21 protein-coding genes are annotated in these 26908 nt (G+C 69.4%); 16 read left to right on the forward strand and 5 right to left on the reverse strand.

Going from position 1 to position 26908, the window contains the following annotated elements; all coding sequences use genetic code 11:
- Nucleotides 1-12 precede the first annotated feature (12 nt).
- On the forward strand, nt 13-606 hold the full coding sequence (locus ACWEIJ_RS18435; protein ID WP_449838373.1) for a LysE family translocator: 594 nt from the start codon (nt 13-15) through the stop codon (nt 604-606).
- Here the strand turns inward: ACWEIJ_RS18435 and ACWEIJ_RS18440 are convergent.
- Entirely contained in the window at nt 603-890 is a 288-nt protein-coding gene (locus ACWEIJ_RS18440; protein ID WP_449838374.1) for a DUF2218 domain-containing protein, read from the reverse strand. The genes ACWEIJ_RS18435 and ACWEIJ_RS18440 overlap by 4 nt on opposite strands.
- Nucleotides 891-1011: 121 nt before the next feature.
- On the opposite strand from ACWEIJ_RS18440, the gene gndA reads away from it, so the two are divergent.
- Both gndA and dacB read left to right on the forward strand, forming a co-directional pair.
- Nucleotides 1012-2442: an NADP-dependent phosphogluconate dehydrogenase gene (gndA, locus tag ACWEIJ_RS18445; protein WP_449838375.1), complete on the forward strand. Its 1431-nt coding sequence runs from the start codon at nt 1012-1014 to the stop codon at nt 2440-2442.
- Nucleotides 2439-3980 (forward strand): D-alanyl-D-alanine carboxypeptidase/D-alanyl-D-alanine endopeptidase, encoded by a 1542-nt coding sequence (gene dacB / locus ACWEIJ_RS18450; protein ID WP_449838376.1) that lies wholly within the window; start codon nt 2439-2441, stop codon nt 3978-3980. The genes gndA and dacB overlap by 4 nt, the downstream gene beginning before the upstream one ends.
- A 55-nt stretch (nt 3981-4035) precedes the next feature.
- Here the strand turns inward: dacB and ACWEIJ_RS18455 are convergent, their stop codons facing one another.
- Together ACWEIJ_RS18455 and ACWEIJ_RS18460 are read right to left on the reverse strand one after the other, a co-directional pair.
- The gene (locus tag ACWEIJ_RS18455; RefSeq protein ID WP_449838377.1) at nt 4036-6246 is read right to left on the reverse strand and encodes a SulP family inorganic anion transporter; all 2211 of its coding nucleotides are present in this window, start codon (nt 6244-6246) and stop codon (nt 4036-4038) included.
- A gap of 378 nt (nt 6247-6624) precedes the next feature.
- Nucleotides 6625-6942, reverse strand: a complete 318-nt coding sequence (locus ACWEIJ_RS18460; protein WP_355435730.1) for a hypothetical protein — start codon at nt 6940-6942, stop codon at nt 6625-6627.
- 149 nt (nt 6943-7091) lie between these two features.
- On the opposite strand from ACWEIJ_RS18460, the gene ACWEIJ_RS18465 reads away from it, so the two are divergent.
- The 7 genes from ACWEIJ_RS18465 (at nt 7092) to ACWEIJ_RS18495 (ending at nt 17971) form a co-directional block, all read left to right on the forward strand.
- Complete coding sequence (locus tag ACWEIJ_RS18465) at nt 7092-7940, forward strand: helix-turn-helix domain-containing protein (RefSeq protein ID WP_449838378.1); 849 nt, start codon at nt 7092-7094, stop codon at nt 7938-7940.
- A gap of 32 nt (nt 7941-7972) precedes the next feature.
- Nucleotides 7973-8155 carry a DUF397 domain-containing protein gene (locus tag ACWEIJ_RS18470; protein ID WP_449838379.1) on the forward strand — a complete coding sequence of 61 codons (183 nt, stop codon included), beginning with the start codon at nt 7973-7975 and terminating at the stop codon, nt 8153-8155.
- Nucleotides 8156-8471: 316 nt separating this feature from the next.
- A complete protein-coding gene (locus ACWEIJ_RS18475; RefSeq protein ID WP_449838380.1) occupies nt 8472-11306 on the forward strand; it encodes an AfsR/SARP family transcriptional regulator in 2835 nt (944 codons plus the stop codon).
- Between the two features lie 70 nt (nt 11307-11376).
- Nucleotides 11377-11514 carry a hypothetical protein gene (locus tag ACWEIJ_RS18480; protein ID WP_449838381.1) on the forward strand — a complete coding sequence of 46 codons (138 nt, stop codon included), beginning with the start codon at nt 11377-11379 and terminating at the stop codon, nt 11512-11514.
- 89 nt (nt 11515-11603) lie between these two features.
- Nucleotides 11604-14573, forward strand: coding sequence for a helix-turn-helix transcriptional regulator (locus ACWEIJ_RS18485; RefSeq protein WP_449838382.1), 2970 nt, complete (start codon nt 11604-11606; stop codon nt 14571-14573).
- A gap of 119 nt (nt 14574-14692) precedes the next feature.
- Nucleotides 14693-15451: an ABC transporter ATP-binding protein gene (locus tag ACWEIJ_RS18490; protein WP_449838383.1), complete on the forward strand. Its 759-nt coding sequence runs from the start codon at nt 14693-14695 to the stop codon at nt 15449-15451.
- A gap of 6 nt (nt 15452-15457) precedes the next feature.
- Nucleotides 15458-17971, forward strand: a complete 2514-nt coding sequence (locus ACWEIJ_RS18495; RefSeq protein WP_449838384.1) for an ABC transporter permease — start codon at nt 15458-15460, stop codon at nt 17969-17971.
- A 132-nt stretch (nt 17972-18103) separates the two neighbouring features.
- Here ACWEIJ_RS18495 and ACWEIJ_RS18500 read toward each other — a convergent pair whose 3' ends face one another.
- Nucleotides 18104-18307 (reverse strand): hypothetical protein, encoded by a 204-nt coding sequence (locus ACWEIJ_RS18500; RefSeq protein ID WP_449838385.1) that lies wholly within the window; start codon nt 18305-18307, stop codon nt 18104-18106.
- Between the two features lie 463 nt (nt 18308-18770).
- On the opposite strand from ACWEIJ_RS18500, the gene ACWEIJ_RS18505 reads away from it, so the two are divergent.
- The 4 genes from ACWEIJ_RS18505 (at nt 18771) to ACWEIJ_RS18520 (ending at nt 23250) form a co-directional block, all read left to right on the forward strand.
- Nucleotides 18771-20033 (forward strand): ABC transporter substrate-binding protein, encoded by a 1263-nt coding sequence (locus ACWEIJ_RS18505; protein ID WP_449838386.1) that lies wholly within the window; start codon nt 18771-18773, stop codon nt 20031-20033.
- A gap of 71 nt (nt 20034-20104) precedes the next feature.
- Nucleotides 20105-21007, forward strand: coding sequence for a carbohydrate ABC transporter permease (locus ACWEIJ_RS18510; RefSeq protein WP_449838621.1), 903 nt, complete (start codon nt 20105-20107; stop codon nt 21005-21007).
- 7 nt (nt 21008-21014) lie between these two features.
- Nucleotides 21015-21839: a carbohydrate ABC transporter permease gene (locus tag ACWEIJ_RS18515; RefSeq protein WP_449838387.1), complete on the forward strand. Its 825-nt coding sequence runs from the start codon at nt 21015-21017 to the stop codon at nt 21837-21839.
- A gap of 4 nt (nt 21840-21843) precedes the next feature.
- Nucleotides 21844-23250: a GH1 family beta-glucosidase gene (locus ACWEIJ_RS18520; protein ID WP_449838388.1), complete on the forward strand. Its 1407-nt coding sequence runs from the start codon at nt 21844-21846 to the stop codon at nt 23248-23250.
- A gap of 78 nt (nt 23251-23328) precedes the next feature.
- On the opposite strand, the gene ACWEIJ_RS18525 is transcribed toward ACWEIJ_RS18520, so the two are convergent.
- The gene (locus ACWEIJ_RS18525) at nt 23329-24516 is read right to left on the reverse strand and encodes an esterase-like activity of phytase family protein (protein ID WP_449838389.1); all 1188 of its coding nucleotides are present in this window, start codon (nt 24514-24516) and stop codon (nt 23329-23331) included.
- Between the two features lie 72 nt (nt 24517-24588).
- Between ACWEIJ_RS18525 and ACWEIJ_RS18530 the strand changes: the two genes are divergently transcribed.
- Together ACWEIJ_RS18530 and ACWEIJ_RS18535 are read left to right on the forward strand one after the other, a co-directional pair.
- A complete protein-coding gene (locus ACWEIJ_RS18530; protein ID WP_449838390.1) occupies nt 24589-25611 on the forward strand; it encodes a GNAT family N-acetyltransferase in 1023 nt (340 codons plus the stop codon).
- A gap of 78 nt (nt 25612-25689) precedes the next feature.
- On the forward strand, nt 25690-26715 hold the full coding sequence (locus ACWEIJ_RS18535; RefSeq protein ID WP_449838391.1) for a LacI family DNA-binding transcriptional regulator: 1026 nt from the start codon (nt 25690-25692) through the stop codon (nt 26713-26715).
- Nucleotides 26716-26908: the final 193 nt, after the last annotated feature.

The raw sequence follows: 26908 nt of genomic DNA on the forward strand, positions 1-26908 counted from the left end.
GACGATCTGGCCATGCACATCGCGTGGACGTCGTTCCTGGCCGCTCTGCTGATCATCATGATCGTGCCGGGGCCGGACTTCGTGCTGATCATGGGCAACGCGGTGCGCAGCCTGCGCAAGGGCACCGAGGCGGCGCTCGGTGTCGTCACCGGGCTGCTGATCCACGCCACGCTCGCCACCATCGGCCTGAGTGCTCTCGTCGCGGCGGTGCCGACGGCGTTGCTCGTGGTGAAGGTGATCGGCGCGCTGTACCTGGCCTACGTCGGCTTCATGACGCTCAAGACCGCGAACAAGCCGGCGGAAGCGCGGCCGAGCAAGGGCAACGTGTTCCTGCGCGGCCTGCTGTGCGATCTGCTGAACCCCAAGGTGATGCTGACGTTCCTGAGCCTCATCCCGCAGGCGATGGACCCGAACAGCGCACCGCTGCCGCAGGCGGCACTGCTCAGCGCCGTCACGGTCGGTGTCTTCGCGCTGTTCTGGGTCATCGTCGTGCCGTCAGCGCGTCAGCTGGGCTCCCTGCTGAGCAGGCCCAGGATCCGGGCCGCGTTCGAGCGGGTGTGTGGTACCGCTCTCATCGGGATGGCGGCGTCGGTCCTGGCCGCCTAGGACCACGTCACGGTCAGCTCGTCCCGGGTTCCGAACCGGACCAGGTGCCGTTCCACGACGTCGCGCAACCGCGCCACGTCCTCCTCCGAGGAACCCGCCACGCGCATCACCAGGGCGTCGTCCAAAGCCTCGAACTCGGCCAGGCCCGCGGAGAAGCGGACGTAGCCGCGCGAGTCCTCCCAGGACCCTTCGAGGTCCTTGTGCGTGAAGTGCTTCACCAGCTGCGATCCGTACCTGGAGGCACGGTCGGTCGCCGAGCGTCCCACGCTCGTGAATTCCGTCATGAAGCCAACTTACGCCTAGCCATACGTATTGCGGCGTGACGCGGTTCACCTGGCAAAACGGAGTCTGAGAACACCCTGTGACGTCTCGCGTAAACAGGAAGAACACGGCAGGCTGTCGCGTATGACGGAAGGCAAAGCACGTATCGCGGTCACCGGTCTCGCCACCATGGGCAGCAACCTCGCGCGCAACCTCGCGCGGCACGGCTTCAAAGTCGCCGTGCACAACCGGACGCCCGCGAAGATGAAGGCCCTGCTCGACGAGCACGGTCACGAAGGCGACTTCGTCGGCGCCGAGACGCTGCAGGACCTCGTGGACAGCCTGCAGACGCCGCGCCAGATCATCATCATGGTCAAGGCGGGTGGCCCGACCGACGCCGTCATCGACGAGCTGAGCGGGCTGCTGGAGCCCGGCGACATGGTCATCGACGGCGGCAACGCCCACTACGCCGACACGCGCCGCCGTGAGGCCGCGCTGAAGGAGAAGGGGCTGCTGTTCGTCGGCGCCGGCATCTCCGGTGGCGAGGAGGGCGCCCTCAACGGGCCCAGCATCATGCCGGGTGGTCCGGCCGAGTCGTACCAGCACGTCGGTCCGGTCTTCGAGGAGATCGCGGCCAAGGTGGACGGTCAGCCGTGCTGCGTGCACGTCGGGCCGGACGGCGCCGGGCACTTCGTGAAGATGGTGCACAACGGCATCGAGTACGCCGACATGCAGCTGATCGCCGAGGCGTTCGACCTGCTGTCCCGCGTCGGCGGGCAGAGCCCGGCCGAGATCTCCGAGGTCTTCACGCAGTGGAACTCGGGCGACCTGGAGTCGTACCTGGTCGAGATCACCGCCGAGGTGCTCAAGCACGTCGACGCGAACGGCACGCCGCTCGTGGAGGTCATCGAGGACGCGGCCGAGCAGAAGGGCACGGGCCGCTGGACCGTGCAGGAGGCGCTGGAGCTGGGCGTCCCGGTCACCGGTATCGCCGAGGCCGTGTTCGCGCGCAGCCTGAGCGGCCACACCGACCAGCGCAAGGCCGTGCGCGAGGCGTTCGGTGCCAACGAGGTCGTCGCGAAGCCCGACGCCGAACTCGTGGACGACGTGCGCCAGGCGCTCTACGCGTCGAAGGTCGTCGCGTACGCGCAGGGCTTCGACATGATCCGCGAGGCCTCGAAGAACTTCGACTGGAACATCGACCTCGGCGCCATGGCGACGATCTGGCGCGGTGGCTGCATCATCCGCGCGCAGTTCCTCAACCGCATTCGCGAGGCATACGACGCCAACCCGGACCTCGCGTCTCTTTTGGTGGACAACTACTTCCGCGACGCCGTGCAGAACGCTGAGGCCGCTTGGCGCAGGGTTGTGGTCCGTGCGGTCGAATCCGGGGTTCCGACTCCTGGTTTCGTGTCCGCTTTGGCCTACTACGACGCGCTTCGCTCGGAAAGGTTGCCTGCCGCGCTCGTTCAAGGACAACGGGACTTTTTCGGGGCACACACGTACAGGCGCACCGACCGGCCGGGTAGCTTCCACACGTTGTGGTCGGGTGATCGATCAGAGGTGGAAGCGTGAAATTTCGAATTCTGGGGGCGGTCGTCGCTGCCGCGACAGGGTTGACCCTGACGTCCAGCGGCGGCGCGGTGGCGGGCGGGAACGAGGCGCTGACTCGCGATCTCGACGCCATCCTCGCCGATCCCGGACTCCAGGGCGCCGACGTCGGCGTCACCGTCCGGGATGCCAACACCGGTGAGGTCGTCTACACCCGGTCGGGCAGCAGGCGCTCGCAGGTGGGGTCGAACCTGAAGGTGCTCACCACGACGGCGGCGCTCGACCTGCTCGGACCGGACTTCCGGTGGAAGACCGAGTTGCAGTCGTCGGGCACCCGCTCGGGGGCGACGCTGAACGGTGACCTCGTCCTGCGGGGCACCGGCGACCCGACGATGTCCGCGTCGCGCTACAAGGCGCTGGCGGACACGTTGAAGAACAACGGGGTCACGCAGGTCACCGGCGCACTCGTGCTGGACGACACGGCGTTCGACTCCCAGCCGTACGGTCCTGGCTGGGCGTGGGACGACGAGCCGTTCGCGTACAACGCGGTGACCTCTGCGCTGACGCTGTCGCCGGACGCGAAGTTCAGCGCCGGCACGGTGGTGGTCACGGTGTCGCCGGGCGCCTCGGCGGGCAGCCCCGCTCAGGTGAGCGTGTTCCCGCCGAACGACCAGTTGCAGATCGTGAACACGGCGACCACCGGCAACGACGGTGTGTCGATCGAGCGCGACCACGGCACGAACGTGGTCAGGGTCAGCGGTTCGACGACGTCCGACGCGTCGGCGCTCGTCACCGTCACGGACCCGACCGCGGTGGTCGGGTCGGTGTTCCGCAAGGCGCTGGAGCAGAACGGGATCCAGGTCCAGGGCGGGGTGCGCAAGGGCAAGGCGCCGCAGGGTGCCACCGTCCTCGCGTCCGACCAGTCCATGACGCTGGGCCAGGTCATGAACCCGTTGCTCAAGAACAGCAACAACATGCTGGCTGAGGCGCTGGTCAAGACCGCGGGTGGCTCGTTCACCAACGGTGTCAACCAGCTCAGCCGCAAGTGGGCGGGCCTCGGCATCGACCCGAACTGGGTCGAGATCTTCGACGGTTCCGGCATGTCCAGGATGGACGAGATCTCGCCGGACGACCTGTCGTCGATCTTCGTCAAGGCGAAGACCAAGCCGTGGTTCGGCACGTGGCAGTCGTCGCTGCCGGTGGCGGGCCGCGACGGCACGCTGGTCAACCGCATGAAGGGCACCAAGGCCGAGGGCAACGTCGTGGCCAAGTCCGGCTCGATGTCCGGCGTTTCGGCGCTGACCGGTTACGTCACCACGCAGGCCGGTCGGCAGCTGGTGTTCTCGATCGTGCAGAACAACCTGGTGTTGTGGTTCAACCCCAAGTCGATCGAGGACCAGGTCGCGGTGCGGCTCGCGAACGACGGCGGTGCCTCGGTCGCGGCCACGCAGCAGAAGACCCAGACGGTTCCGCAGCAGCGCAAGGCTCCTGCGGAGAAGCCCACCAAGGTTCCGGCCAAGGAGCGCTTCGACGTCGAGTGCTCGTGGGTCAACGCCTGCTAGCAGAGTGAGAACGAACTGGAGCCGCCCCGGGAGACCGGGGCGGCTCCAGCGTTTTCTAGGCCGGCGCCGGCACGGGCTCCAGGCCGTTGCGGTCCGGGTCGACGAGGTACACGCGGGCGTTCGAGATGTCGAAGTACATGCCCTTCAACGTCAGCGTGCCCGCCGCGATCGCCTCCCGCACGCTCGGGTAGCCGAGCAGGTTGTCCAGCTGCTGCGCGACGTTCGCGACCGCGAGCCGGTCGGCCACCGGCAGTTCCGCGCAGCCGGGCGAGGTCGGCGCGTGGAACCGGATCAGCGACGGTTCCGCGTTGCGCAGCCACGAGTGCAGGTGCGAGCCGCGCGCGGCGGATCCCTTCACCAGCGCCTTCATCGCGCCGCAGTCCGAGTGTCCACAAACGACGATCGTGCTGACGTTCAGGGCCTCGACCGCGAACTCGATCGCCGCGCCGACGGACCTGTCGTCCGAAGTGGACGTCGGCACCAGGTTGCCGATGTTGCGCACGCAGAACAGGTCACCGGGTCCGGACGTGGTGATCAGGTTCGGCACCACGCGCGAGTCGGCGCAGGTGATGAACAGCTGCTGCGGCCGCTGTCCGTGCACCGCCAGGTCGTGCAGGAACGGCCGCACCAACGGCGCCGACCGCCGTTCGAACTCGTGCATGCCCAGGATCATGGGATCGCTCTCGGCCGACGAGCGCTGGGCGGGCAGCGTCACCGGTGAACCGCCCTGCCAGTGCGACCACGGCGCGAACCAGCGCGGCAGCGGTCCGGGCAACGTCTTGCGGCGCCCCGGTTTGCCCTGGTCGGCCCGGTCGTACCAGGTGTCGTGCACCTCGTCGACCTCCACCCGGCCGCCGAGCCGTTCGTAGTTCTCGCGCCAGTCGTTGATCGCCTCGTACGACGCGTGGTCCAGGTAGTCGATGTGCAGCTCCAGCACCACCTGCTGCCCCAGCGGCAACCGCCGCAGCTCGCGCACGAGCCGGCCGACCCCGAGGAACACCAACGACCCGCGCACGCACACCCGGTTGCCCTCGACCCGCACCGAGCAGTGCGTCAACCGGTACAAAGCACGCAGCAGCGCGATGGCCAGACCGGCCACCACGCCCTCCAGCAGTCCGAAGAGGACGACGCCGAGCGCGGTGCCCGCGTACACCAGGAACTCCCGGTGCCGCAGCAGCGTCCGCATGCGGTCCACCGAGACGAGCTTGAGCCCGACGACGAACAGCACACCGGCCAGCGCCGCCAGCGGGATCATCTCCAGCGCCGACGGGAACGCCAGCACGGCCACCGCGATCCAGATGCCCTGCAGGATCGCGCTGTAGCGGGTCTTCGCGCCCGCGGCGACGTTCGTGGAGCTCCGTGCGAGCCCACCGCTGATCGGCAGGCCGCCCAGCGCGCCGGCGAGCACGTTGCCGGTGCCCTGCGCGATGAGCTCCTTGTCCAGCCGGGCCCGCGGCCCGTCGTGCAGCCGATCCGTCGCGACCGCCGACAGCAACGACTCCATGCTCGCCACCAGCGCGACCGTGACGATGGCCGTGACCACCGCCCCGACGCTGCCGCGCGGCATCTCGGGGAACACCAGCGTGTGGCTGTCCGGCAGGTCGACGCGCGCGACGTCGAGGCGCAGCACGAACGCCAGCAGCGTCGCCGCGCCCACCGCGACCAGCGGCGCCGGCACCAGTGACGCGCGCGGAACCCTGGGCCACAGCAGCAAAGCCGCGATCGCGACCGCACCGGCCAGCAGGGACCCGAGGTGCGTCGACGCGAGTTCTCCCGGCAGCAGCGCGAGGTTCCCCGGCACGGACGACGCCGCCGTCCCGCCCAGCACCACCACGAGCTGTCCCGCGGCGATGGAGATGCCGATACCGGCAAGCATTCCGTGCACCACGGCGGGGGACAGCGACATCACCAGCCGGCTGATCCCGGTGAGCCCCAACGCCAGCTGCACCACACCGGCGGCCAGCGTGATCGCCGCGGTGGCCGCCCACCCGTACTGCGCCACCAGCCCGGCCACGATCACCACGAGCCCGGTGCCGGGACCGCTGATCTGCAACGGCGCCCCGCTGATCGCGCCGACGACCACACCACCGATGACCGCCGAGATGATCCCGGCCATCAGCGGCGCGCCGGTGGCGTGCGCGATGCCCAGCGACAGCGGGATCGAGATGAGGAACAGCACGAAGCTCGCGGGCAGGTCGTGCCGGAGGACCACCGGAGGGCCGTGCGGGGTGTGGTCGCTTGCGTTGGACCTCTGCAGATGGTTCACGAGCGTTCACCTTTCGTGGAACAGCGACATGGCCCTGTGCGGAAAGGAGCACAGGGCGAGGGGAGGGGAGAGTTGGTCAGAGGTGCCCTAAGGGCAGCAGACGGCGCGGCCGAACGGCAGCGAGCGCGTCGGCGCGGTCATGCGGGGTCGGCACGGGTACACCTCCGTGTCGGCACAGGCATCGGGTTCTCGATCAGGCCGCGTCGCCACCATGATGACGGCGAAATCGCCGCCGTGGCAGATCTTTCAGCCAACCGTGTTGATCTTCGCCCGCAACGTCACGCGACGTGAACAAGAAGAAGACGGGCCGGCTCCGGTCGGGGGTGCGGAGCCGGCCCAGGTCAGGGTGGAGCCGAAGAACTGTCGGGTTTCTCGGGTTCAGCCGACCGAGCGCAGGTGCTTGCCGTGCGAAGTCTCCTGGCCCACCACGGTCAGGATCAGCTGGGCCGCCAGGTAGGCACGGCACGGTGCGGGCATCCTGCGGGAGAACCAGCCGCGCTTGCAGGTCGCGCACCGGCCGTGCTCGTCGGGCTGGTGCTCGTCGAGCAACGCCTTGACCACGGCCACCACCCTCGGCAGCTCTACCCTGGCGAGCACGAGGGCGGTCTGGTCGTCGCCGTGCTGGGCGAGTTCGGTGAGCGTGGCCAGGTGGGAGTGCAGCGACTTGTCCAGTTGGCTGAACACCGTGACGGCCATCAGGCTCAGAGCTCCAGTCCTTGCGTGAGCAACCCATGCAGCCTGTCCCGCCCTCCCCGCGATCTGCAAGTTGCAGTACACGAATGGATGACGTCCCTTTGCGGCTCGCTCCTTTGCTCTCAAACTGAGAGTCCGACCAGGAGGTGTGGATGGCACGGGGCAGCAGCCCGACCCTGCGCAAGCGGCGGCTCGTGAGCGAGCTGAGGCGTCTGCGCGAAGCGGCCGAGCTGACGATCGAGGAGGTGGGCGAGCGGCTGGAGTGCTCGGCCTCCAAGATCAGCCGCATCGAGACGGGACGCGTGGGGGTGAGCCCGCGCGACGTGCGGGACATGCTCACGGCCTACGGTGCGGACTCCGCCACCCTCGACGAACTGGTCCAGCTGGCCAGGGAGGCCCGCCGCAAGGCGTGGTGGGACGAGTTCGGCGACATCGTGCCCGGCCGATACGTCGGGTACGAGGCCGATGCGGACTCGATCAGGACCTATCAGGGCCTGATGATCCCCGGTCTGCTGCAGTGCGAGGCGTACACCAGAGCGTTGATCTCCCAGGTGCTCCCCGACGCGAGCCCGGCGGAGATCGACCGGCGGGTCCGGTTGCGCAAGGCCCGGCAGGCCTTGCTGAGCGAAGACGACCCGTTGCGCCTGCACGTCGTGATCGACGAGGCCGCCCTGCGCAGGCTCGTCGGCGGCGCCGGGGTGATGCGCGCCCAGATGGCGCGTCTCCTCGAGGTCGGTGCAATGTCGAACGTCACGATGCAAGTCGTGCCGTTCAGCGCCGGTGGTCACGCTGCGATGGACGGGCCGTTCGTCATCCTGAGCTTTCCGGAGCAGCTCGACCCCGACGTCGTCTACATCGAAAGCACAAGAAGTGGCGTCTACCTGGAACAGCAGTCGGACGTCCATTGGTACGCCGAGATGTTCGAGCGTCTTGTGAGATCCGCCCTCAACTGCAGGGACTCGGCAACCCTGATCACGGAGATCGCTCGCACTCTCGCGTGACTTCGACCGGGAGTGAACACACAGTGGAAAGCTTGCGTTGGCGCAAGAGCAGCCGTTCGTCCGCCGGTGGGCCGGAGTGCGTGGAGATCGCGCTCGTCTCGGCCGGCGCGGCCGTCCGTGACAGCAAGAACGCGGACGGAGCGCGGTTGACGTTCGGCGACGCCGGATGGGAGACGTTCCTCGCCGCCGCGAAGAACGGGTCTTTTGTCAGCTGAGCACGACATGCAGATCGCCCCGGCCGGGAACCCGGCCGGGGCGATCTCGCGTTAGGGGACGTGGGCCGGCCGGCGTTCCGCCGCCGCGGGCTGGATGCCCCTTGCACGCCGGCCGACCCACGTCGATCATGGGGAGCAGCGGGTGTTCCGCTGTCCGGTCCAACCTGCGCCGACTGCTCGATCTCCGGTTTCCGTTGATCTCGCCGTCTGTGGTTGGTTGGACACGCTAAGCGTAAGAATGGCTTCTACAGCACGACTGGAGCCCGACTGAAGTGATCTTCAAGCTCCAGGTGGCCACCAGGCGAAGGACAGGTCGGTGACGCACGGCGAGGAACCCCTGCGGTTCGAGGTTCTCGGCCTACTCCGGGTCGTTCGCGCAGGTCACGAGGTTGATCTGGGTGCAGCGAAGCAGCGCGCCGTGCTGGCGGTGCTGCTGCTGTCGCGCAACACCCCGGTCAGCCGCGGGCAGATCATCGAGGCGGTGTGGGGCGACAACGTGCCCTCCAGCGCGGTGAATTTGGTCCAGACCTACGTGGCCGGACTGAGACGCGCGCTGGAACCCGCCCGCGCCCGCCGGGCTCCCGCCGAGCTGCTGACGTCGGTGGGTGACGGCTACCTGCTCCGGGTCGAGTCCGGCGCGCTGGACCTCGACGTGTTCGAACGTCAGGTGCTGCTCGCGAACCGCATGCGCGCGGCCGGTGACCTCGCCGGAGCCGCGGTCGAGCTCGACGACGCGCTGGCGTTGTTCCGCGCAGAGCCGCTGGGCGGCGTCTCGGGCCTCTTCTTCGACGTCGAACGCGGCCGCCTCGTCGAGCGGCGCCTCGCCGTGCTGGAGGAACGGGCCGAGCTGGGCCTCGGGATCGGGCAGGGGCCGGAGCTGGTGTCGCAGCTCAGCGCGATGGTCGCGGAGCACCCGTTGCGGGAACGCGGCTACGGGCTGCTCATGCGGGCCCTGGTCCAGGCGGGCCGGCAGGCGGAGGCGCTGGCCGCGTACCGCGAGGCCCGGCGCGTGCTGATCGAGGAGCTCGGTGTCGAACCCGGACCGGAACTGCGGCGCGTGCACCAGGCCGTGCTGGCGGGGGACAGCCCCGAGCCCGAACGCGCGCCGGTCCGCCTGCCGCAGCAGGCCGCCGCCCCGGAACCGCCGCCCGTGACGATCCCCGCGCAGCTCCCGCGCGCGCCCGCCGCGCTGGTCGGACGGGACGCGGAGCTGGCGCAGATGGACGCCGTGCTGCGCGACCACGACGGTCCCGTGCTGCTCGTGACCGGCCCGGCGGGGGTCGGCAAGACCGCGCTGGCCCTGCACTGGTCGCACCGCGTGCGCGACGAGTTCCCGGACGGCCAGCTCTACGTCGACGTGCACGGCTACGACCCGAACCGCGAGCCGCTGGAGATCGGCGAGGTCCTCAACCGCTTCCTGCGCGCCCTGGGCGTCCCGGCCGGTGAGACGCCGCTCGCGGTGGACGAACGTTCGGCGCTGCTGCGCACGTTGCTGGCCGACCGCCGGATGCTGGTGATGCTCGACAACGTCCGCAGCTCCGCCGATCTGCTGCCGTTGCTGCCCGGCGCGCCGTCGTGCGTCGTCGTGACCTCCCGCCGCCGGCTCGTCGGCCTGGTCGCGCAGGTCGAGGCCAAGCTGGTCGAGCTGGACATGCTCGATCCGGACGCCGCGGTGGACGTGCTGGGCCGCATCGCCGGCCGGGCGGACATCGAGGCGGACGCGCTGCGCCGGCTCGCCGAGCTGTGCGACGGCCTCCCGCTGGCGTTGCGCATCGCGGCGGCCCGCCTCGCCGTGTCCCCGCGTTTGCGCGTGGCCGAGCTGGTGGAGGAACTGCAGGACGAGCACGGCCGGCTCGCCGCGCTCGGTCTGGAGGACGGTGAGGGCACCGTACGGGCGGCTCTGGACGCGTCACGGCGTGCGCTGCCGCCCGTGCCGTCCCGGCTGCTCGCGATCATCGGCCTGCACCCCGGCCCCGACCTGTCCGCTCACGTCGTCGCCGCCATGGGGGACGTGCCGCTCCAGGAGGCGCAACGGGCGCTGGACGCGCTTACCGCTGCCAACCTGCTGACCGTCAGCGAACCCGGCCGGCACGTGGCCCACGACATGGTCCGCGTCTACACCAAGACGCTCGCCGGTGAGCTGTCCGAACCGGAACGCCGGGCCGCCACCGGCCGGATGCTCGACTACTACCTGCACTGCGCCGATCTGGCCGACGGCCTGCTGCCGATCAACCGCAGCAGCGTCCTGGTGACGCCCGAGCACCGTCCGGCGCACGTGCCGGTCCTGTCCGGCGCGGCGGACGCGATGGCGTGGTTCGACACCGAACGCGCCAACCTGATCGCCGCCACCGAGCTCGCTTCGAGCGCGGGCTGGCACGTGCACGCCTGGCAACTGCCCTACACGTTGTCGCGGTACCTGTGGCTGCGGACCGAGCGCGAGACCTCGTTGCGCATCACGGAAGCCGCGCTGCAGGCCGCGATCGCGCTGAACGACGACGACGCCCGGTTCGTCATGCAGTTCAACCTGGGCGTGGCCCTGCTGCAGCTGGAACGCCACGAGGAGGCCCTGCACGCGCAGCGCGGCGCGCTGGAAGTGGCGCGGCGCAAGGGAGACGTGCACCAGCAGGCCCGTGCGCTGACCACGGTGGCCGGCACGCTGATGGACCTGGGCCGTTCCACCGAGGCCGAGGCCCACTACCGGGAGGCCATGGAGATCTCCCGGATCGCGGGCTCGAAGTGGGCGGAGGCCAACGCCCACCACCACCTCGGCATTCTGTACCTGACCACGCAGCGGTACCACGACGCGATGCCGTGGCTGCGGGTCGCGCTGCGGATGTACCACGAGGTCGACGAGCAGTGCGGTGAGGCGTCGTGTCACGTGGACATCTCCACGGCCCTGCTGGAGACCGGTGACACCGAGGGCGCGCTCTCGTCCGCCCGCACGGCGCTGGCGGTGGCGTGCGACGCGGTGTCGCCGTACCACCAGGCACTGGCGCACGACCGGCTCGCGGCGGTGTTCGACCGGCTCGGCGCGGCGGGAGCGGCGGCGCACTGGCAGCGCGCGCTGGCGTTGTTCACCGAGCTCGGCGCACCGGAGGCGGACGGGATAAGGGCGCGGCTGGCCCGCGCGCGGGCGGTCACCGTCGGGTAAGGGGTTCGCGGCGGGAGACTGCGTGATCGTCCGATGCCCGGGCTGAGGCCTCAGGACGAACCTCGTGGTCATGACGGAATGGACCCCTGAGGCGATCAAGGCGGAGATCGAGTACCGGCGCGGCAACGCGGTGTGCAACTGGCGGCGGTCGAACGGACGCAGGCCGTCGTGGCTGCTCCGAGTGATCCACCGCACGACCAAACGATGAGCGCATTGCCCCGCGCTGGCGCCCCGGCGCACTTGGGGCAACGCCGTCCTGATCAAGTTACTCGTGAAAAGACGCTGACCTGTGCGAGCATGCCACTTGTGGCGCGTCTCGGTTCCGGAATCCCGTTGGTCGCGCGCGATCGCGAGCTGGACCGGTTGCGCGCCGCGTTGGCGAAGGCGGGTGAGGGCACCGCGGGGGCGGTGCTGCTCGCCGGTGACGCCGGGGTGGGCAAGACGCGGCTGGTCGACGAGCTGGCGGCGAGCGCGGACGACACCCTCGTCCTCATGGGACGGTGCCTGGACGCGGGGGAGACCGGCCTGCCGTACCTGCCGTTCGCCGAGGCGCTGAGCGCGCTCAAGAACGACGTGGCGAACCGGCCGGCGCTCGCGATGTTGCTGCCGCAGCTGGCACTTCCCGCCGAACGCGAGCCCGGCACCGAGGGCATGATCGCGCCGAGCCTGATCCCGGGACGCAGGCCAGAGCAGGACGTCGGGCAGCTGCAGCTGTTCGACGCCGTGCTGGGGCTGCTCGGTGACCTCTCCGAACGGCAGCGCGTGCTGCTGGTCGTCGAGGACCTGCACTGGGCGGACGCATCCACCCGGTACCTGCTGTCGTTCCTGTTGTCCCGCCTGCGCTCCCAGCGGCTGCTCGTCGTCGGCACCTACCGCGCGGACGACCTGCACCGCAGTCATCCGTTGCGCCCCTTGCTGTCCGAGCTGGTCCGGCTGCCCGCCGTGGACCGCCTCGACCTCTCGCCGTTCAACGCGGCGGACGCCCGCAGGTTCGTCGAGGCGCTGTCCGACGACCTGCCCGAGGACGTGGTCGGCCAGGTCGCGCAACGGTCGGAGGGCAACGCGTTCTTCGCCGAGGAGCTCATCGCGGTGGCCACGTGCGGCGATGCGAGGGCGTTGCCGTCGGCGCTCGCCGACGTGCTGCTCAGCCGCGTCGAACGGCTGAGCCCGGAGGCGCAGCACGTCGTGCGCGTCGCCTCGGTGCGCGGCCGCCGGGTCCGCCACGATCGGCTGCGCGAGGTGGCCGGCATGTCGGACGTCGCGCTCGACACGGCGTTGCGCGAGCTCGTCCAGCACCACCTCCTCGTCGTGAACGACGACGAGGTCTACATCTTCCGCCACGCGCTGCTGCGGGAAGCCGTCTACGGCGATCTCCTGCCCGGCGAACGAGTGCGGCTGCACGCGGGCTATGCGCACTACCTGGCCCAGCACCTCGACGAACGCGGTGCCGCCGCCGCGCTGGCCCACCACGCGTTCCAGAGCCACGACCTGCCGCAGGCCCTGAAGGCCTCGATCAAGGCCGCCAAGGAGGCGGAACGAGCGGGTGCGCCCGCGGAGTCGTTGCAGCACCTGGAAAAGGCGCTCAACCTGTGGAACGCCGTGCCCGCGGCGGACCGCCCGTCCGATGTGGACGAGTCGGTGCTGCTGCGCAGGGCGTCCTGGGTGGCGGGCACCGCGGGCCAGCCGGAGCGCGCCGTCGCGTTCGGGCGCAGTGCGGTGAAGGCGCTCACCGACCAGTCGCCGGAGGAGCAGGCGGAGGTGCTGCTCCGGGTCGCCCAGGCGTTGTCCGTGCTCGACGGCAACGACCTGGAGCACCACAAGGCGATGACCAAGGCGTGGGAGCTGGTGCAGGAACGGGAGGCGAGCCCGACCCGCGCCCGCGTGCTCGCGGGCATGGCGTCCATGCTGCGCCAGCAGCGGAAGTGGACCGACGCGCGTGAGTTCGCCGAGAACGCCATCGCGGACGGCGAGCAGACCAACGCGGTGGGCGCGGTGGCGGACGCCCTCGGCACGCTCGGCCTTCTCGACGACTACGCGGACCGGCACGAGGAGGCGCGGCGCAACTTCGAGCGGGCGATCGAGCGCGCCCGCGAGGTCGGCGCGGTCAACACCGAGCTGCGGGCCCGGTACTACTTCGGCCTGATGTACTACGACGCGGGCCAGCTGACCGAGGCCGCCCGCGTCTACAACGAGGCGGGCGACCGCGCCCAGGAGACCGGGCTGACGTGGAGCTCGTTCGGCCTGGAGATCCGGATCCTGCAGGTGCTCGTGCACTACTACATCGGCGACTGGGACTACGCGGCCTGGGCCAGCGAACCGCCTGGCATGACGGTGTCGTCGACGGTGCTCGCCAGGCTCGCGGCGGCGAGCACGCACCTCACGGTCTCGCGCGGTGACCTTGCCGAGTCCGAGCGGATGATCACCAAGCTGCGCAGCGACTGGCACCGCGACATCCAGATCGCGCTGATCACCGGTGGTACGGGCGGTGAGCTGGCGTTGTGGCGGGGTCGTCCGGAGCTCGCGGTCGAACGGGTCGCGGACGCGCTGGAGTGGACCCGCAAGCTGGGCGGGCCGTGGGTGCTCGCGGACATCAGGATCGGCGCGGTCGGCGTCGCCGGCCACGCCGACATCGCGGCCAAGGCACGGCGCAAGCGGGACGCCGCGGCGGAGCGGCAGGCCGTGGAGTCCGGCCACGAGCTGGCCGAGCACGTCAGGCTCACCGCGACGAACGGCGTACCGCGCACCGGTTCGCTCGGACCGGAGGGCAGGGCGTGGCTGATCCGCGCGCACGCCGAGGAGTCCAGGCTGACCGGTGCCGGTGACCCCGAGCTGTGGCGGCAGGCGGTCGACGCCTTCGGCTACGGGCTCGTCTTCGAGCAGGCGCTGTGCCGGTGGCGGCTCGCGGAGGCGTTGCTCGGGGCGGACCGGCGTGAGGAGGCGGCCGAACAGCTGCGGCTGGCCGACGAGGTCGCGACCAGGCTCAAGGCCGTGCCGTTGCAGGAAGCCGTGGCGTCGTGCGCCAAGCGCGCCCGCATCACCCTCAGGGCCGAGGAACCCGTGCGGGAGCACCTCGACCTCTTCACCCCTCGTGAACGCGACGTGCTCGCGCTGGTCGCCGCCGGGCGGACGAACCGCGAGGTCGGCGAGGAGCTGTACATCAGCGAGAAGACCGTTTCCGTGCACCTCACGCGGATCATGGCCAAGCTGGGGGCGTCGCGCCGTGCGGAGGCGGTGGCCATCGCGTACGACCGAGGTCTGCTGGAGTAGCCCCGGTTGTCATACCTCAGGCTGATGCGCGACGCGTCGCGGAGTTGATGTCCGCGTACTCAGCTGACTCTTAGCTTCTTCCTCATCAAGGAACATCCCCTGTGAGGAAGGCACGAGCCATGTCTGCACTGGTGTCCGATGCGAGCGCTGTCGGCACTACCGCCGCGACAGCCCACAATCTGGTGAAGGTCTACGGCAAGGGTGACACCGCGGTGCGGGCGCTCGACGGCATCAACGTCGCGTTCCAGGCGGGCAAGTTCACCGCGATCATGGGCCCGTCCGGCTCCGGCAAGTCCACGCTGATGCACTGCCTCGCGGGACTGGACACGGTGGACAGCGGCGCGATCCACATCGGACAGACCGAGATCACCAAGCTGAACGACAAGGACCTGACCAAGCTGCGCCGCGACCGCGTCGGCTTCGTGTTCCAGGCCTTCAACCTGCTGCCGACGCTGACCGCCGAGCAGAACATCCTGCTGGGCCTGGAGCTCGCCGGCCGCAAGCCCGACAAGCAGTGGTACGACACGATCGTCAACGTCCTCGGCCTGCGCGACCGGTTGACCCACCGTCCGACCGAGCTGTCCGGTGGCCAGCAGCAGCGCGTGGCGTGCGCCCGCGCCCTGGTCGCCCGTCCCGAGGTCATCTTCGCCGACGAGCCGACCGGAAACCTGGACTCCCGCAGCGGTGCCGAGGTCCTCGACTTCCTGCGCATGTCGGTCCGCAAGCTGGGCCAGACCGTGATCATGGTGACGCACGACCCGGTGGCCGCGAGCTACGCGGACCGCGTGGTGCTGCTCGCCGACGGGCGTCTCGCCGGTGAGATCCACCAGCCCACCACCGAGTCCGTCGTCAACGCGCTCACGCACCTGGGGGCGTGAGAAAAGATGCTGAAGACGATCCTCGCGGGCCTGCGCGCCCGCACGGCGCGGCTGGTGCTGTCCAGCATCGCCATCGCGCTCGGCGTCGCGTTCGTGACGGGCACGCTCGTGCTCGGCGACGCCGTCGAGGAGCAGACCAGGGACAACTTCGCGCGCAGTGCCCGCAACGTCGACGCGGCGGTGCACCTCGCGGAGAACAGCAAGCAGGACAACGGCATCCCGGCCGACGTGCTGCAGAAGGTCCGCAACACCCCTGGTGTCGCGGGCGCCGACTCGCGCGAGTTCGGCAGTGCGGCACTGCTCGGCGGTGACGGCAAGGCGCGCAACGCGCTGGTGCAGCCGTTGCCCACCACGGAGAAGCTGCGCGACCTCGACCTCAAGGACGGCAGGTTCCCGGCCAAGGCCGACGAGGCCGCGGTCGACGTCAAGACCGCGCAGGTCGCGAAGCTCAAGGTCGGCGACAAGCTCAAGCTGCTCGACAAGGACAACGCCGAGCACGCGTTCACCATCGTCGGCACCTACCAGCAGGGCACCAGCAGCGTGTCGATGTCCGGCAGCGACCACGTCGTGGTCTCGCCGGAGGGGCTGCGCACGGTGATCCCGGACCAGCGGATCTACGAGATCGTCGCCGTGGCCAACGCCGGTGTGTCGCAGCAGCAGCTCGTCGACAACATCAACAAGGCCGTCGGTTCCGGCTACCAGGTGCAGACCGGCGAGCAGCTCACGCAGAAGACGCTGGAGCAGGTGGGTGATGCCGCCGGCGAGATCAAAACCTTTCTGCTCGCGTTCGCCGCGATCTCGCTCGTCGTCGCCGGAATGGTCATCTACAACACGTTCACCATCCTCGTCGCCCAGCGCACCAAGGAACTCGCGCTGCTGCGCTGCGTCGGAGCGGAACGCGGCCAGGTGTTCCGCAGCGTGCTCGCCGAAGCGGTTTTCATGGGCCTTGCGGCGTCCGTGCTGGGCATCCTGGGTGGACTCGGCGTCTCGGCGGCCCTGCAGGCACTGGTGGGCACGGTCGGTGGCCCCAGCGGGGACGACGTCGCGATCCGTCTGCCGGTCTCGTGGGTGACGATCGCCGCGGGCTTCGCCGTCGGTGTCCTCGTGACCGTGCTGTCGGCCGTGCTGCCGGCCCGCCGTGCCACGAAGGTCGCCCCGGTGGCCGCCCTGCGCTCGCAGCCGGACAGCCACGACGACGTCGCCCGCACCGGCAAGGTCCGGATCGCGATCGCCCTGGTGATCGGCCTGATCGGGGGCGCGGCCGTCTACTTCGGCATGCACCAGGAGAAGGAAGAAACCGCCCTGTTCATCGCCGGTGGCGGCACGATGGTCCTGCTGTTCGCGGTGCTGCTGCTCGGACCGCTGTACGTGGGCCCGATCAACCGCCTCTTCGGCAAGGCGCTGCACGGTGTTCCGGCCAAGCTGGCCTCGGCCAACGCGGGCCGCAACCCGAAGCGCACGGCCGCCACCACGGCGGCGCTGATGATCGGCGTGACCATCGTGGCGATGGTGGCGGTCGTGGCGGGCAGTGGCCGCGCGACGATGAACCAGCAGGTGGACAAGCGGTTCCCGGCCGACTACGAGGTCACGTCGAACGTCTACAGCCAGCCGTTGACCCAGAAGTTCGCCGACGAGCTCGCGAAGGTGCGCAACGTCGCCAAGATCGCGCCGGAGCTCACCGCGTACGGCGAGTCCGACCAGCTCAAGTACGCCGACGTCGTCGGCTACCCGGCCGACGCGATCGGGTCGCTGGTCCGCCCACAGGTCACCAGCGGCACGCTGACCGGCCTCAAGGACAACGAGATCGGCATGCGCGAGAAGGAGGCCAAGGAAGCGGGCCTCGCCGTCGGTTCCACCGTCAAGATCAGCGGCAAGGACTTCAAGGTCGTCGCCCTGATCAACGACAACAGCTACGGCACCGGCATCGTCACGCTGAGCACGGCCGAGTCGCTGCTCAAGGAGCCCATGAAGGGCTACCAGAAGCTGCTGGTCAAGCTGGCGCCGGGCACCGACATCACGGTGGCGCGCGCCGACCTGGAACGCGTCATCGCCACCTCGCCGGTCGCGGTGCTCAACTCCGCCGCGGAGACCAAGGCCGAGCTGAACTCGCAGATCGACCAGGTGCTGCTGTTCATCTGGGCCCTCGTCGGCCTGGCGCTGATCATCGCCCTGTTCGGCATCGCGAACACGCTGACGCTGTCGGTGCTCGAACGCACCCGTGAGTCGGCGCTGCTGAGGGCACTGGGCCTGACGCGGGGCCAGCTGCGGCAGATGCTGGTCGTCGAGTCGATCCTGATGGCGCTGATCGGCGCGGTCGTGGGCGTGCTGCTCGGCGCCGGGTTCGGGTGGGTGCTGGTCAAGGCGATGTCCAACGCGGAGTTCCAGATCAGCTTCTCCATCCCGTTCGGCCAGATCGCGGCCATGCTCGGGCTCGCGGTGGCCGCGGCGATCATCGCCGCCGCTCTGCCCGCCCGGCGCGCGGCCAAGAACTCCGTGGTCGCGGGCATGGCGGAGGCCTAGGGACGTCCCGCCTGGCTCCGGCGGCCGGGGGCCGAACCAGGCGGGTTCGGACGTGCGGAAACAGGGGCCGCACGGCCGGGGGATCGGTGGAGGTCCGGTGCTGTCGGGGCGCCGGGCCTCCACTGCGTTTCGCTATGCCGCGGTCGGTTTGCGACCAGGCCGGCTTGGTGAGGGCTCCATGCCCGCGTTGAGCGCGTGAATGATCTCCGGACGTTCCTCGGGACGAGTGCCGCGCAGGGCGATCAACAAGGCCAGCACTCGGCTGCTGCTCAATGAGCGGAAGGCCAGGAAACCAAGTGCGGCCAGCGGTCCCAGTGTCGCGATGCTGGACCACATGGCCGCCTCCTCGGATGTCTTCCCGGTTCGTTCAACGATCGCACGGTTCGCAAGGCCTGAACGAACCTTCTTCCACGACTGCGGGCTGAGTTTCGGTGATCAGGAGGTTCCGCAGATTCGTCAAAGGTCGAAACGCGAGGCGCCATGTGCGTCCACCCGCTGAGCGTGCTCCTACCCGCTCTGTGAGCTTCCAACCGGAAGCCGCGAAAAAAGTTCGAGAGCACGCGTCACTTTTGCCGCGCAACCCCCTCTACCTGGGGTGAGGGACGACCGGAGCGAGGGCCCGGTCGTCCCTCTTCGTCGTCCTCGGGGCCTGCCGCGCGTTCCGGCACAGGTTTTTGTTGCCCGCCCCGACAAAGTTACGGAACGATGTCGACCGCTTGACACCCGCGCGTCTCCGGTTGAGTGTGAGAGCGCTCTCATCACAGTTAAGCGCCGCTCACGGCGTCGTCGAGGAGGACGGATGAGCAGAAGGCTGGTCGGCAGCGTCGCTGCGACCCTCGTGATGGTTCTGGCCGCCGGGTGCGGCGGGAGTTCCGAGGCCGACGGCAAGGTGCAGCTGTCGCTGGGCCTCTTCTCCGACTTCGGCTACGACAAGCTCATCGAGGAGTACCAGGCCGCGCACCCGAACATCAAGATCGAGCAGCGCAAGGTCAAGATGGAGCAGCACAACACGCAGCTCGCGACGCAGCTCGCGGGTGGTCGTGGCGCGGCGGACATCGTGGCTCTCGAAGAGGGCGTGGTGAGTCAGTTCCGCGCCTCCAAGGACAAGTTCGTGAACCTCGCCGAGTACGGGGCCAAGGACCTCAAGTCGCAGTGGGCCGACTGGAAGTGGAACCAGGGCACCGCGGACGGCGGCGACTTCGTGCTGGGGCTCGGCACGGACATGGGCAGCCTGGGCCTGTGCTACCGCCGCGACCTGTTCGAGGCGGCCGGCCTGCCGACCGACCGGACCGAGGTCGCGAAGCTGTGGCCGACGTGGGCGGACTACTCGAAGGTCGCCGACCAGTTCACCGCCAAGACGCCGAACGTGAAGTTCGTCGACACCGGCCGCAACGTCTACAAGGCCATCCTCGACCAGACCGAGGAGGGCTACTTCGCGAAGGACGACTCCTACATCGCGGACAAGAACGACAAGGTCAAGACGGCGTTCGACACCGCGGCGGCGCTCGGCACGAAGCAGCAGACCGGTGCGCTGGAACCGTTCAGCCAGGACTGGAACGTCGCGCTGAAGCAGGGCTCGTTCGCCACCACCACGTGCCCGGCCTGGGCGCTCGCGCTGATCAAGGCGGGTGCCGGTGACGCGGCGGCCGGGAAGTGGGACGTGACGACGGCGCCCGGTGGCGGCGGCAACTGGGGTGGTTCGTTCCTCGCGATCCCCAAGCAGGGCAAGCACCCCAAGGAGGCCTACGAGCTGGCCAAGTGGCTGACGGCTCCCGAACAGCAGAAGCGGATCTTCAAGGAGACCGGCAACCTGCCCAGCCAGCCGAAGGTCTACCAGGACCCCGACGTCCAGGCCACGGTCAACGAGTACTTCAACAAGGCTCCCGTTGGCCAGATCTTCGCCTCCTCGGCCCAGTCGCTGAAGCCGACCTACCGCGGCACGAAGGACTCGAAGGTCGGGCCGGTGTTCGGCACCGCGCTGACCCGCGTCGAGCAGGGCAAGCAGTCCGCCGCGGACGCGTGGACGCAGGCGCTGAAGGAAGCGCAGGACGCCGTCAAGTGACGGACCTGCGCACCAGGACCGAGGCGGCTCCGGCCGCCTCGGTTCCTTCTTCCACGCAGTCGAAGCGCTTCGTGCTGAGCCGCTGGGACGCCAAGTACACGCCGTACCTGATCATCGCGCCGTTCTTCGTGGTGTTCGGGATCTTCGGCCTCTACCCGTTGGTGTACACGGCCTGGGTGTCGCTGCACGACTGGCAGCTGATCGACGGCGACCAGGGGTTCATCGGGTTCGCGAACTACGCGGAGCTGTTCGCGGACGCCAAGTTCTGGAACGCGCTGTTCAACACGCTGAGCCTGTTCGTGCTGTCGACCGTGCCGCAGCTGCTGGCGGCGCTGGGGCTCGCGGCGGTGCTCGACCGCGGGCTGCGCGGAAGCGCGTTCTGGCGGGCGGGTGTGCTGCTGCCCAACGTCATCTCGGTCGCCGCGGTGGCGCTGGTGTTCGCGCAGTTCTTCGGCCGCGACTTCGGCATCGTGAACTACCTGCTGGGGCTGGTGGGAATCGACCCGATCGACTGGCGCGCCGAGACGTGGGCGTCGCACCTCGCGGTGTCCACAATGGTCATGTGGCGCTGGACCGGCTACAACGCGCTGCTCTACCTGGCGGCGATGCAGTCGGTGCCGAAGGACATGTACGAGTCGGCCACTTTGGACGGTGCGTCGCGCTGGCGGCTGTTCTGGTCGATCACCGTGCCGTCGATCCGGCCGACGATCCTGTTCACCGTCGTGACGTCGACGATCGGCGGCCTGCAGCTGTTCGCCGAGCCCGCGCTGTTCGACCCCGGGTTCGCCGCGAACAACTCCACCGGCGGTTCCGACCGGCAGTTCCAGACGCTGGTGCTCTACATGTACGAGAAGGGTTTCCGGCTGTTCGACGCCGGCTACGCGGCCACCATCGCGTGGATGCTCTTCGTGGTCGTCCTGCTGGTCGCGATCGTCAACTTCTCGCTGACCCGGCGCATCGCGGGCAAGGGGTGATCAGGCGATGAAGAACGCCAAAGCGGGTCCGCTGCTCTACGGGTTCCTGGTCGCCGTGCTCGCGGCGTCGGTGTTCCCGCTGTACTACTCGTTCATCGTGGCGTCGAAGGACAACTCGGTCCTCGGCGAGAAGGTGCCGCCGCTGGTCCCCGGCGGCAACCTGGTCGAGAACATCACCCGCGTCTTCGACACCGTCGACTTCTGGCTCGCCATGCAGAACTCGTTCGTCGTGGCGGCGACCGTGGCGATCTCGAACGTCGTGCTGGGCACGCTGGCCGGGTTCGCGTTCGCGCGGCTGCGGTTCAAGGGACGGGACGCGCTGTTCCTGGTCGTGCTCGGCACCGCGATGGTGCCGACGCAGCTCGGGGTGATCCCGCTGTACATGCTGATGTCGGACCTCGACTGGTACGGCACGCTGCAGGCGGTCATCGTGCCGGCGCTGATCGGGTCGTTCGCCGTGTTCTGGATGCGCCAGGCGTGCGAGGAGACGGTGCCGTACGAGCTGATCGAGGCGGCCCGCGTGGACGGGTGCTCGGTGCTGCGGACGTTCTGGCACGTCGGGTTCCCGGCGGTGCGTCCACAGGCCGCGGTGCTCGGCATGTTCACGTTCATGACCGCGTGGAACGACTTCTTCTGGCCGTTGATCGTGCTGGACCCCAACGACAGCCCGACGGTCCAGGTGGCGCTGTCGACGCTGGCCAGCGGCTACTACACGGACTACTCGCTGATGCTCGCCGGTGCCTCGCTCGCGGTGCTGCCGGTGATCGCGATCTTCGTCCTCCTGTCGCGCCAGATCGTGGGCGGCATCATGCAGGGCGCGGTGAAGGGATGAGTGAATGACGACCGACTCGGACGTCGAGGTCGGGCGGGAGGTGCTGACCTTCCCACCGGACTTCCTGTGGGGAGCGGCGACCGCGGCGTTCCAGATCGAGGGTTCGACCACAGTGGACGGTCGCGGCGCCTCGATCTGGGACACGTTCGCGGCGACGCCCGGCAAGGTGCTGGCCGGCGACACGGGTGACCCGGCCTGCGACCACTACCGCCGGTATTCCTCCGATGTGGACCTGATGGCCTCGCTGGGGCTGGCCGCGTACCGGTTCTCCGTGGCGTGGCCCCGGATCCAGCCCAGCGGCAGCGGCCAGGTGGAGGAGCGCGGGCTCGCGTTCTACGACCGGCTGGTGGACTCGTTGCTGGAGAAGGACATCCAGCCGCTGGTGACGCTGTACCACTGGGACCTGCCGCAGGTCCTGGAGGACTTCGGCGGCTGGCGCAACCGCGACACGGCCTACCGCTTCGCCGATTATGCCGCCCTCGTGCACGATCGGCTCGGTGACCGCGTGCAGGCGTGGACGACGCTGAACGAGCCGTGGGTGTCCGCGTTCCTGGGCTACGGCAACGGAATCCACGCGCCGGGCCTCGCCGACGCGGTGGCGTCGCTGGAAGCGGCACACCACCTGCTGCTGGCCCACGGGCTCGCGACGCAGGCGTTGCGGGCGCAGGCACCCGAGTCGCACCGGCTGTCGATCGTGCTGAACTTCAGCACCGTCTACGGCGACGACGAAGAAGCCGTGCGGAAGGTCGACGGGCTGCAGAACCGCATCCTGCTCGACCCGATCTGCGGCCGCGGCTACCCACTCGACGTCCTGCAGGACACGGCGTGGCTGGGCGACTGGACGAACGTGGTGCGCGACGGTGACATGGAGATCATCGCGACCCCGATCGACTGGATCGGCGTGAACTACTACAGCCCGACCCGCGTCGCTGCCGCCGACCCCGGCTTCGTGCCGTTCGGACCGCACGCGGGGTTGCGCGGTGCGTCGATCCAGCCGCCGCAGGGCGAGCTGACCGGGTTCGGGTGGGAGCAGAACGCCGACGCGTTCACCGAGCTGCTGCTCCGGCTGTCGCGCGACGCCGGCGGGGTGCCGTTGGTGGTCACGGAGAACGGGTCCGCGTTCCCCGACGTCGTGGACCCGATGGGCCGGGTCGTGGACGTCGAGCGGACGCGCTACCTGGTGGACCACGTGCGCGCGGTGCACCGGGCGATCTCCGAGGGTGCCGACGTCCGCGGGTACCTCGCGTGGTCGCTGCTCGACAACTTCGAGTGGGCGGCCGGGTACTCGCAGCGGTTCGGGATCGTGCACGTCGATTTCGAGACGCAGCGGCGCACCGTGAAGGAAAGCGCGGTCACGCTGTCGCGGATCATCGGGCAGAACGGGCTTCCCGCGCACGGTTACACCGTTTAGCCCACAGGTCAGGCCGAGGGGGCCTCGGCGCTCTCACCCGCGGACACGGCTGTGCCGCAGGTGAGAGCGCTCTCTCGGCTATCGCCTGCGCAGGACCCTCGGGTCGGCGTGCAGGTTCTCGCCGAGCCGGATGGTGATGAACTCGTTGTTGTCCGGCTTGCCCGGCGTGCGGCCCGACGACGACGGGAAGTTGTTGTCGTTGAGGATCGCGATCGTGCGGTCGTCGAGGATCGTGACGTCCTCGATGGTGATGAACGGGAACCGGAACGGGTCGGCCTGGCCGCCGACGTGGCCGGGGTTCGCGAGGTTCAGCAGGTCGGCGATCATCGTCTTGTCGAGCTTGCCGTCGTGGTCGCGGTCGCGCTTGTCGGCGAGGTAGACCTTCTTGTGCTTCGCGGCATCGCCCTGCGCGTTGTCGCGCTCGATGATCAGCAGGCGGTTCCGGTCGACCGCGATGGCGTCGCCGATCGCGAAGCCCGGGTTCTCCAGCTGGTAGAGCCACTTCTTGCCGGTGAACGCGTTGGACGCGATGTCGAACTCGTTGAGCCGCAGGGTGCCCGGCTCGTCACCGGCGACCGTGCCCTCCAGCAGCGCGTTGATCGTCCTGCCGTCCGGGGACAGCGTGATGCCCTCGAAACCCTTGCTGCTCGGCAGGTTCGGGTTGCCCTCGGGGTTCTCCGGAGCGCGCACGCCCGGCAACGGCACCGGTGGCGCCATCAGGCGGCCGGCCCGGTCGAAGTGCAGCAGGTAGGGGCCGAACTCGTCGCCCATCCAGTAGGTGCCGTCGGCGACCCTGGTGACCGACTCGATGTCGATGTCCGCACCGGTGATCACCCGGTCGGGCCTGGTCAGCGGGAACGGGATGTGGCCGTTCGGGTCGGTGAGCGTGAGGCCGCCGACGACGTCCACCTCGCCGGTCCGGAAGTCCGGCGCGATGCGGTTGATCCGCAGCAGCCAGTCCGCGCTGTTGGCCTTGGTGCCGTAGCCGTTGTCGGAGATGGCGTCGAACGTGCCGTCGCTGTTGCGGACCACGCCGCTGAAGCCCTGGATCGGCTGGTCGGCGAACGGCGGCGTGATCCCGTTGATCGGGTTCGTGCCCAGTGCCGCGCCGCTCGGTTCGCTGCCGGGCAGGTAGGTCTCCGCGGGGAGTGAGGCGAAGTTCGTCAACGTCGCCTGACGCGGCGCGGTTCCCGGTGCGGCGGTGGTGGGAGTGGCCAGCGCGGTGACGGTGAGCAGGGTGAGGCCTACGGCCAGTGTTCTCCTCATGCGCGAACCCTATGACGAGCGTTTTACCCGTGGTTCGCCTCGCGGCAACAAGCCGAGTGAACTCTTGGGTGCATGACCACGACCTGGCGCATGCGCTTCGAACTCAGCGACAGCCCCGGCGCGCTCGCCCGCGTCACCGTCCGGCTGGCCTCAGCCGACTGCAACGTCCTCGCGTTGCACGTGATCCCCGTTCCCGGCGGAGTCCTCGACGAGATCGTCGTGCAGGCGGGCGAGGGTGTGCTGCCCGCCGACCTCGTCGACGCCGTGCGCAGCGAAGGCGCCAAGCGCGTCAGGATCACGGGTGCCGACGTGAGGGATCTCGTGGACGAACCGACGGCGGCCCTGCGTGCCGCCAAGATGGCGTTGATGGACCCGGACAAGACCGCGGAGGCGCTCCGCCAGGTGCTCGCCGCCGACTCGGTGACCCACGGCGAGGCCGCCGAGGACCAGGTGCAGCTCGGCGACCTGGTGGCCAGGCGCGGCTGGGCCAGGTTCACCCAGGTCGAGCTGGCGCGGGCGCAGGCGTTGCTCGACCTCGTGGAGGCACCGGCCCACGCGATCCGGGGAATCCTCAGCGACGACGGCGTGGCCCTGGTGCTGCGCCCAGGGGTCGCCGCGGACGAGGAGGCCGTCGCCGGCCTGCACTCGCGTTGCTCGATGAAGACCTTGTTCAACCGCTACCACTCCGGCATGCGCACGGTGCCCCGCCGCTGGCTGCACCGCCTGCTCAACCCGCCGCGCGGCACGACGATCCTGGCGCAGTGCGCGGACCAGGTGGTCGCGCTCGGCCAGCTCATCCACACCGGCACCCCGGACTGCGCCGAGATCTCGCTGCTGGTCGAGGACGCGTGGCAGCACCGCGGCGTCGGCACGGCGTTGCTGAGCGCCCTGGCCTCCGACGCCCGCGCGGCCGGCTGTTCGGAGCTCGTGGCGTGGTGCCTGCCGTCCGAGACCGCTCTGGTGCGCGCCGCTGCCCGGGCCGGCCTGCCGACCACGACACGCCGGGAGGACGGCCTGCTCAGGGTGTCCATCGCACCCCGCGGGCACGCCGTGAAGACCCCAATTGCAACGGTGGTGGCCGAAAAAACACGATGAACAGCGCGGAAACCCTCCTCGGAGATCGCTTGCAGCTAAGCTGACCGGCGGCTCAAAGGTTTTCATCGAGGAGTGGTGGTGCACGTGTCCAACCACGCGCGTCCGACGTTGGAGGACGTGGCCGCGAGGGCTGGAGTCTCCCGCGCCACGGCGTCACGAGTGCTGAACGCGTCACCGCGGGTCAGCCCGGAGGCACTGGAGGCGGTCAACGCCGCCGTGCTGGCACTCGGCTACCAGCCGAACCGCGCCGCACGAGCGCTGGTCACCCGCCGCACGGGCGCCGTCGCCGTGGTGTTCTCCGAGCCGGAGCCCAAGATCTTCGACGACCCGCACTTCGCCCGCCTGATCCGCGCGGGCGCGCGTGCGCTGGCCGACGCCGACGTGCAGATGGTGCTGATGCTCGTGCACTCACCGGACGACCAGGCACGCGCACACCGGTTCCTCGCCGGCGGCCACGTCGACGGAGCGCTGATGTTCGCGCCGCACCGCAACGACGAACTGGTCTCCGTCGTGAAGAAGCTGCCGTTGCCGGTCGTGTACGCCGGCAAGCCGTGGGGGTCGTTGCGGGGCATGCACCTCGTCGACAACGACAACGAGGGCGGCGCTGTTCTGGCCACCGAGCACCTGAAGTCGCTCGGGCGGCGGAAGATCGTGCACGTTTCCGGGCCGCTGGACGAGCTGTCCGCCATTGATCGGTTGAACGGGTTCAAGGCTGCTCTTGGTCTGGATGACAAGGGGGCGTTGAAGGTCACCGAAGACGGCGGGTTCACCCGCGAGGGTGGACGGAAGGCCATGGCGGCGTTGCTGGCCAAGGTGCCGTCGCTGGATGCGGTGTTCGTGGCGTCCGACTTGATGGCGGCTGGGGCGTTGGAGGCGTTGCAGGAGGCCGGGCGGCGGGTTCCCGAGGATGTCGCGGTGGTCGGGTTCGACGATCACGTGGCCATTGCGGAGCACACTTCGCCGCCGTTGACTTCGGTGCGGCAGGACTCGGATTCGCAGGTCAAGCACATGGTCGAGCATTTGATGAAGCTGCTTCGGGATGAGACGGTCAAGACCAAGAAGCAGATGTTGCCTACTGTGTTGGTTCGGCGGGAGTCTGCCTGAGGGCGCTGCCTTTGCGGGTTTTAGGGCTTTCGGGGCTCCGGCCCGGACCCCGCCAATCTGATCAAGGACCGGCCAGCGCCTTACGCGGGTTGATGGCACCCCTGTTGCTAGACGGGCTCGGCTTCGCCTTCGCGGGTGGGTTGGGGTGCCGCTGAGTGTGCAGCGGTACGGCTGGGTTTCGCCTTCGCGGGGT

It is taken from the genome of Lentzea sp. NPDC004789, from assembly GCF_053601075.1.

Excerpts from the sequence above, each read along its gene's own strand:
- ACWEIJ_RS18435 (WP_449838373.1), top strand. The coding sequence starts at position 13 with ATGCACATCGCGTGGACGTCGTTCCTGGCCGCTCTGCTGATCATCATG.
- ACWEIJ_RS18440 (WP_449838374.1), bottom strand. The coding sequence starts at position 890 with ATGACGGAATTCACGAGCGTGGGACGCTCGGCGACCGACCGTGCCTCC.
- gndA (WP_449838375.1), top strand. The coding sequence starts at position 1,012 with ATGACGGAAGGCAAAGCACGTATCGCGGTCACCGGTCTCGCCACCATG.
- ACWEIJ_RS18460 (WP_355435730.1), bottom strand. The coding sequence starts at position 6,942 with ATGGCCGTCACGGTGTTCAGCCAACTGGACAAGTCGCTGCACTCCCAC.
- ACWEIJ_RS18465 (WP_449838378.1), top strand. The coding sequence starts at position 7,092 with ATGGCACGGGGCAGCAGCCCGACCCTGCGCAAGCGGCGGCTCGTGAGC.
- ACWEIJ_RS18480 (WP_449838381.1), top strand. The coding sequence starts at position 11,377 with ATGACGGAATGGACCCCTGAGGCGATCAAGGCGGAGATCGAGTACCGG.
- ACWEIJ_RS18485 (WP_449838382.1), top strand. The coding sequence starts at position 11,604 with ATGCCACTTGTGGCGCGTCTCGGTTCCGGAATCCCGTTGGTCGCGCGC.
- ACWEIJ_RS18490 (WP_449838383.1), top strand. The coding sequence starts at position 14,693 with ATGTCTGCACTGGTGTCCGATGCGAGCGCTGTCGGCACTACCGCCGCG.
- ACWEIJ_RS18495 (WP_449838384.1), top strand. The coding sequence starts at position 15,458 with ATGCTGAAGACGATCCTCGCGGGCCTGCGCGCCCGCACGGCGCGGCTG.
- ACWEIJ_RS18500 (WP_449838385.1), bottom strand. The coding sequence starts at position 18,307 with ATGTGGTCCAGCATCGCGACACTGGGACCGCTGGCCGCACTTGGTTTC.
- ACWEIJ_RS18505 (WP_449838386.1), top strand. The coding sequence starts at position 18,771 with ATGAGCAGAAGGCTGGTCGGCAGCGTCGCTGCGACCCTCGTGATGGTT.
- ACWEIJ_RS18515 (WP_449838387.1), top strand. The coding sequence starts at position 21,015 with ATGAAGAACGCCAAAGCGGGTCCGCTGCTCTACGGGTTCCTGGTCGCC.
- ACWEIJ_RS18520 (WP_449838388.1), top strand. The coding sequence starts at position 21,844 with ATGACGACCGACTCGGACGTCGAGGTCGGGCGGGAGGTGCTGACCTTC.
- ACWEIJ_RS18525 (WP_449838389.1), bottom strand. The coding sequence starts at position 24,516 with ATGAGGAGAACACTGGCCGTAGGCCTCACCCTGCTCACCGTCACCGCG.
- ACWEIJ_RS18530 (WP_449838390.1), top strand. The coding sequence starts at position 24,589 with ATGACCACGACCTGGCGCATGCGCTTCGAACTCAGCGACAGCCCCGGC.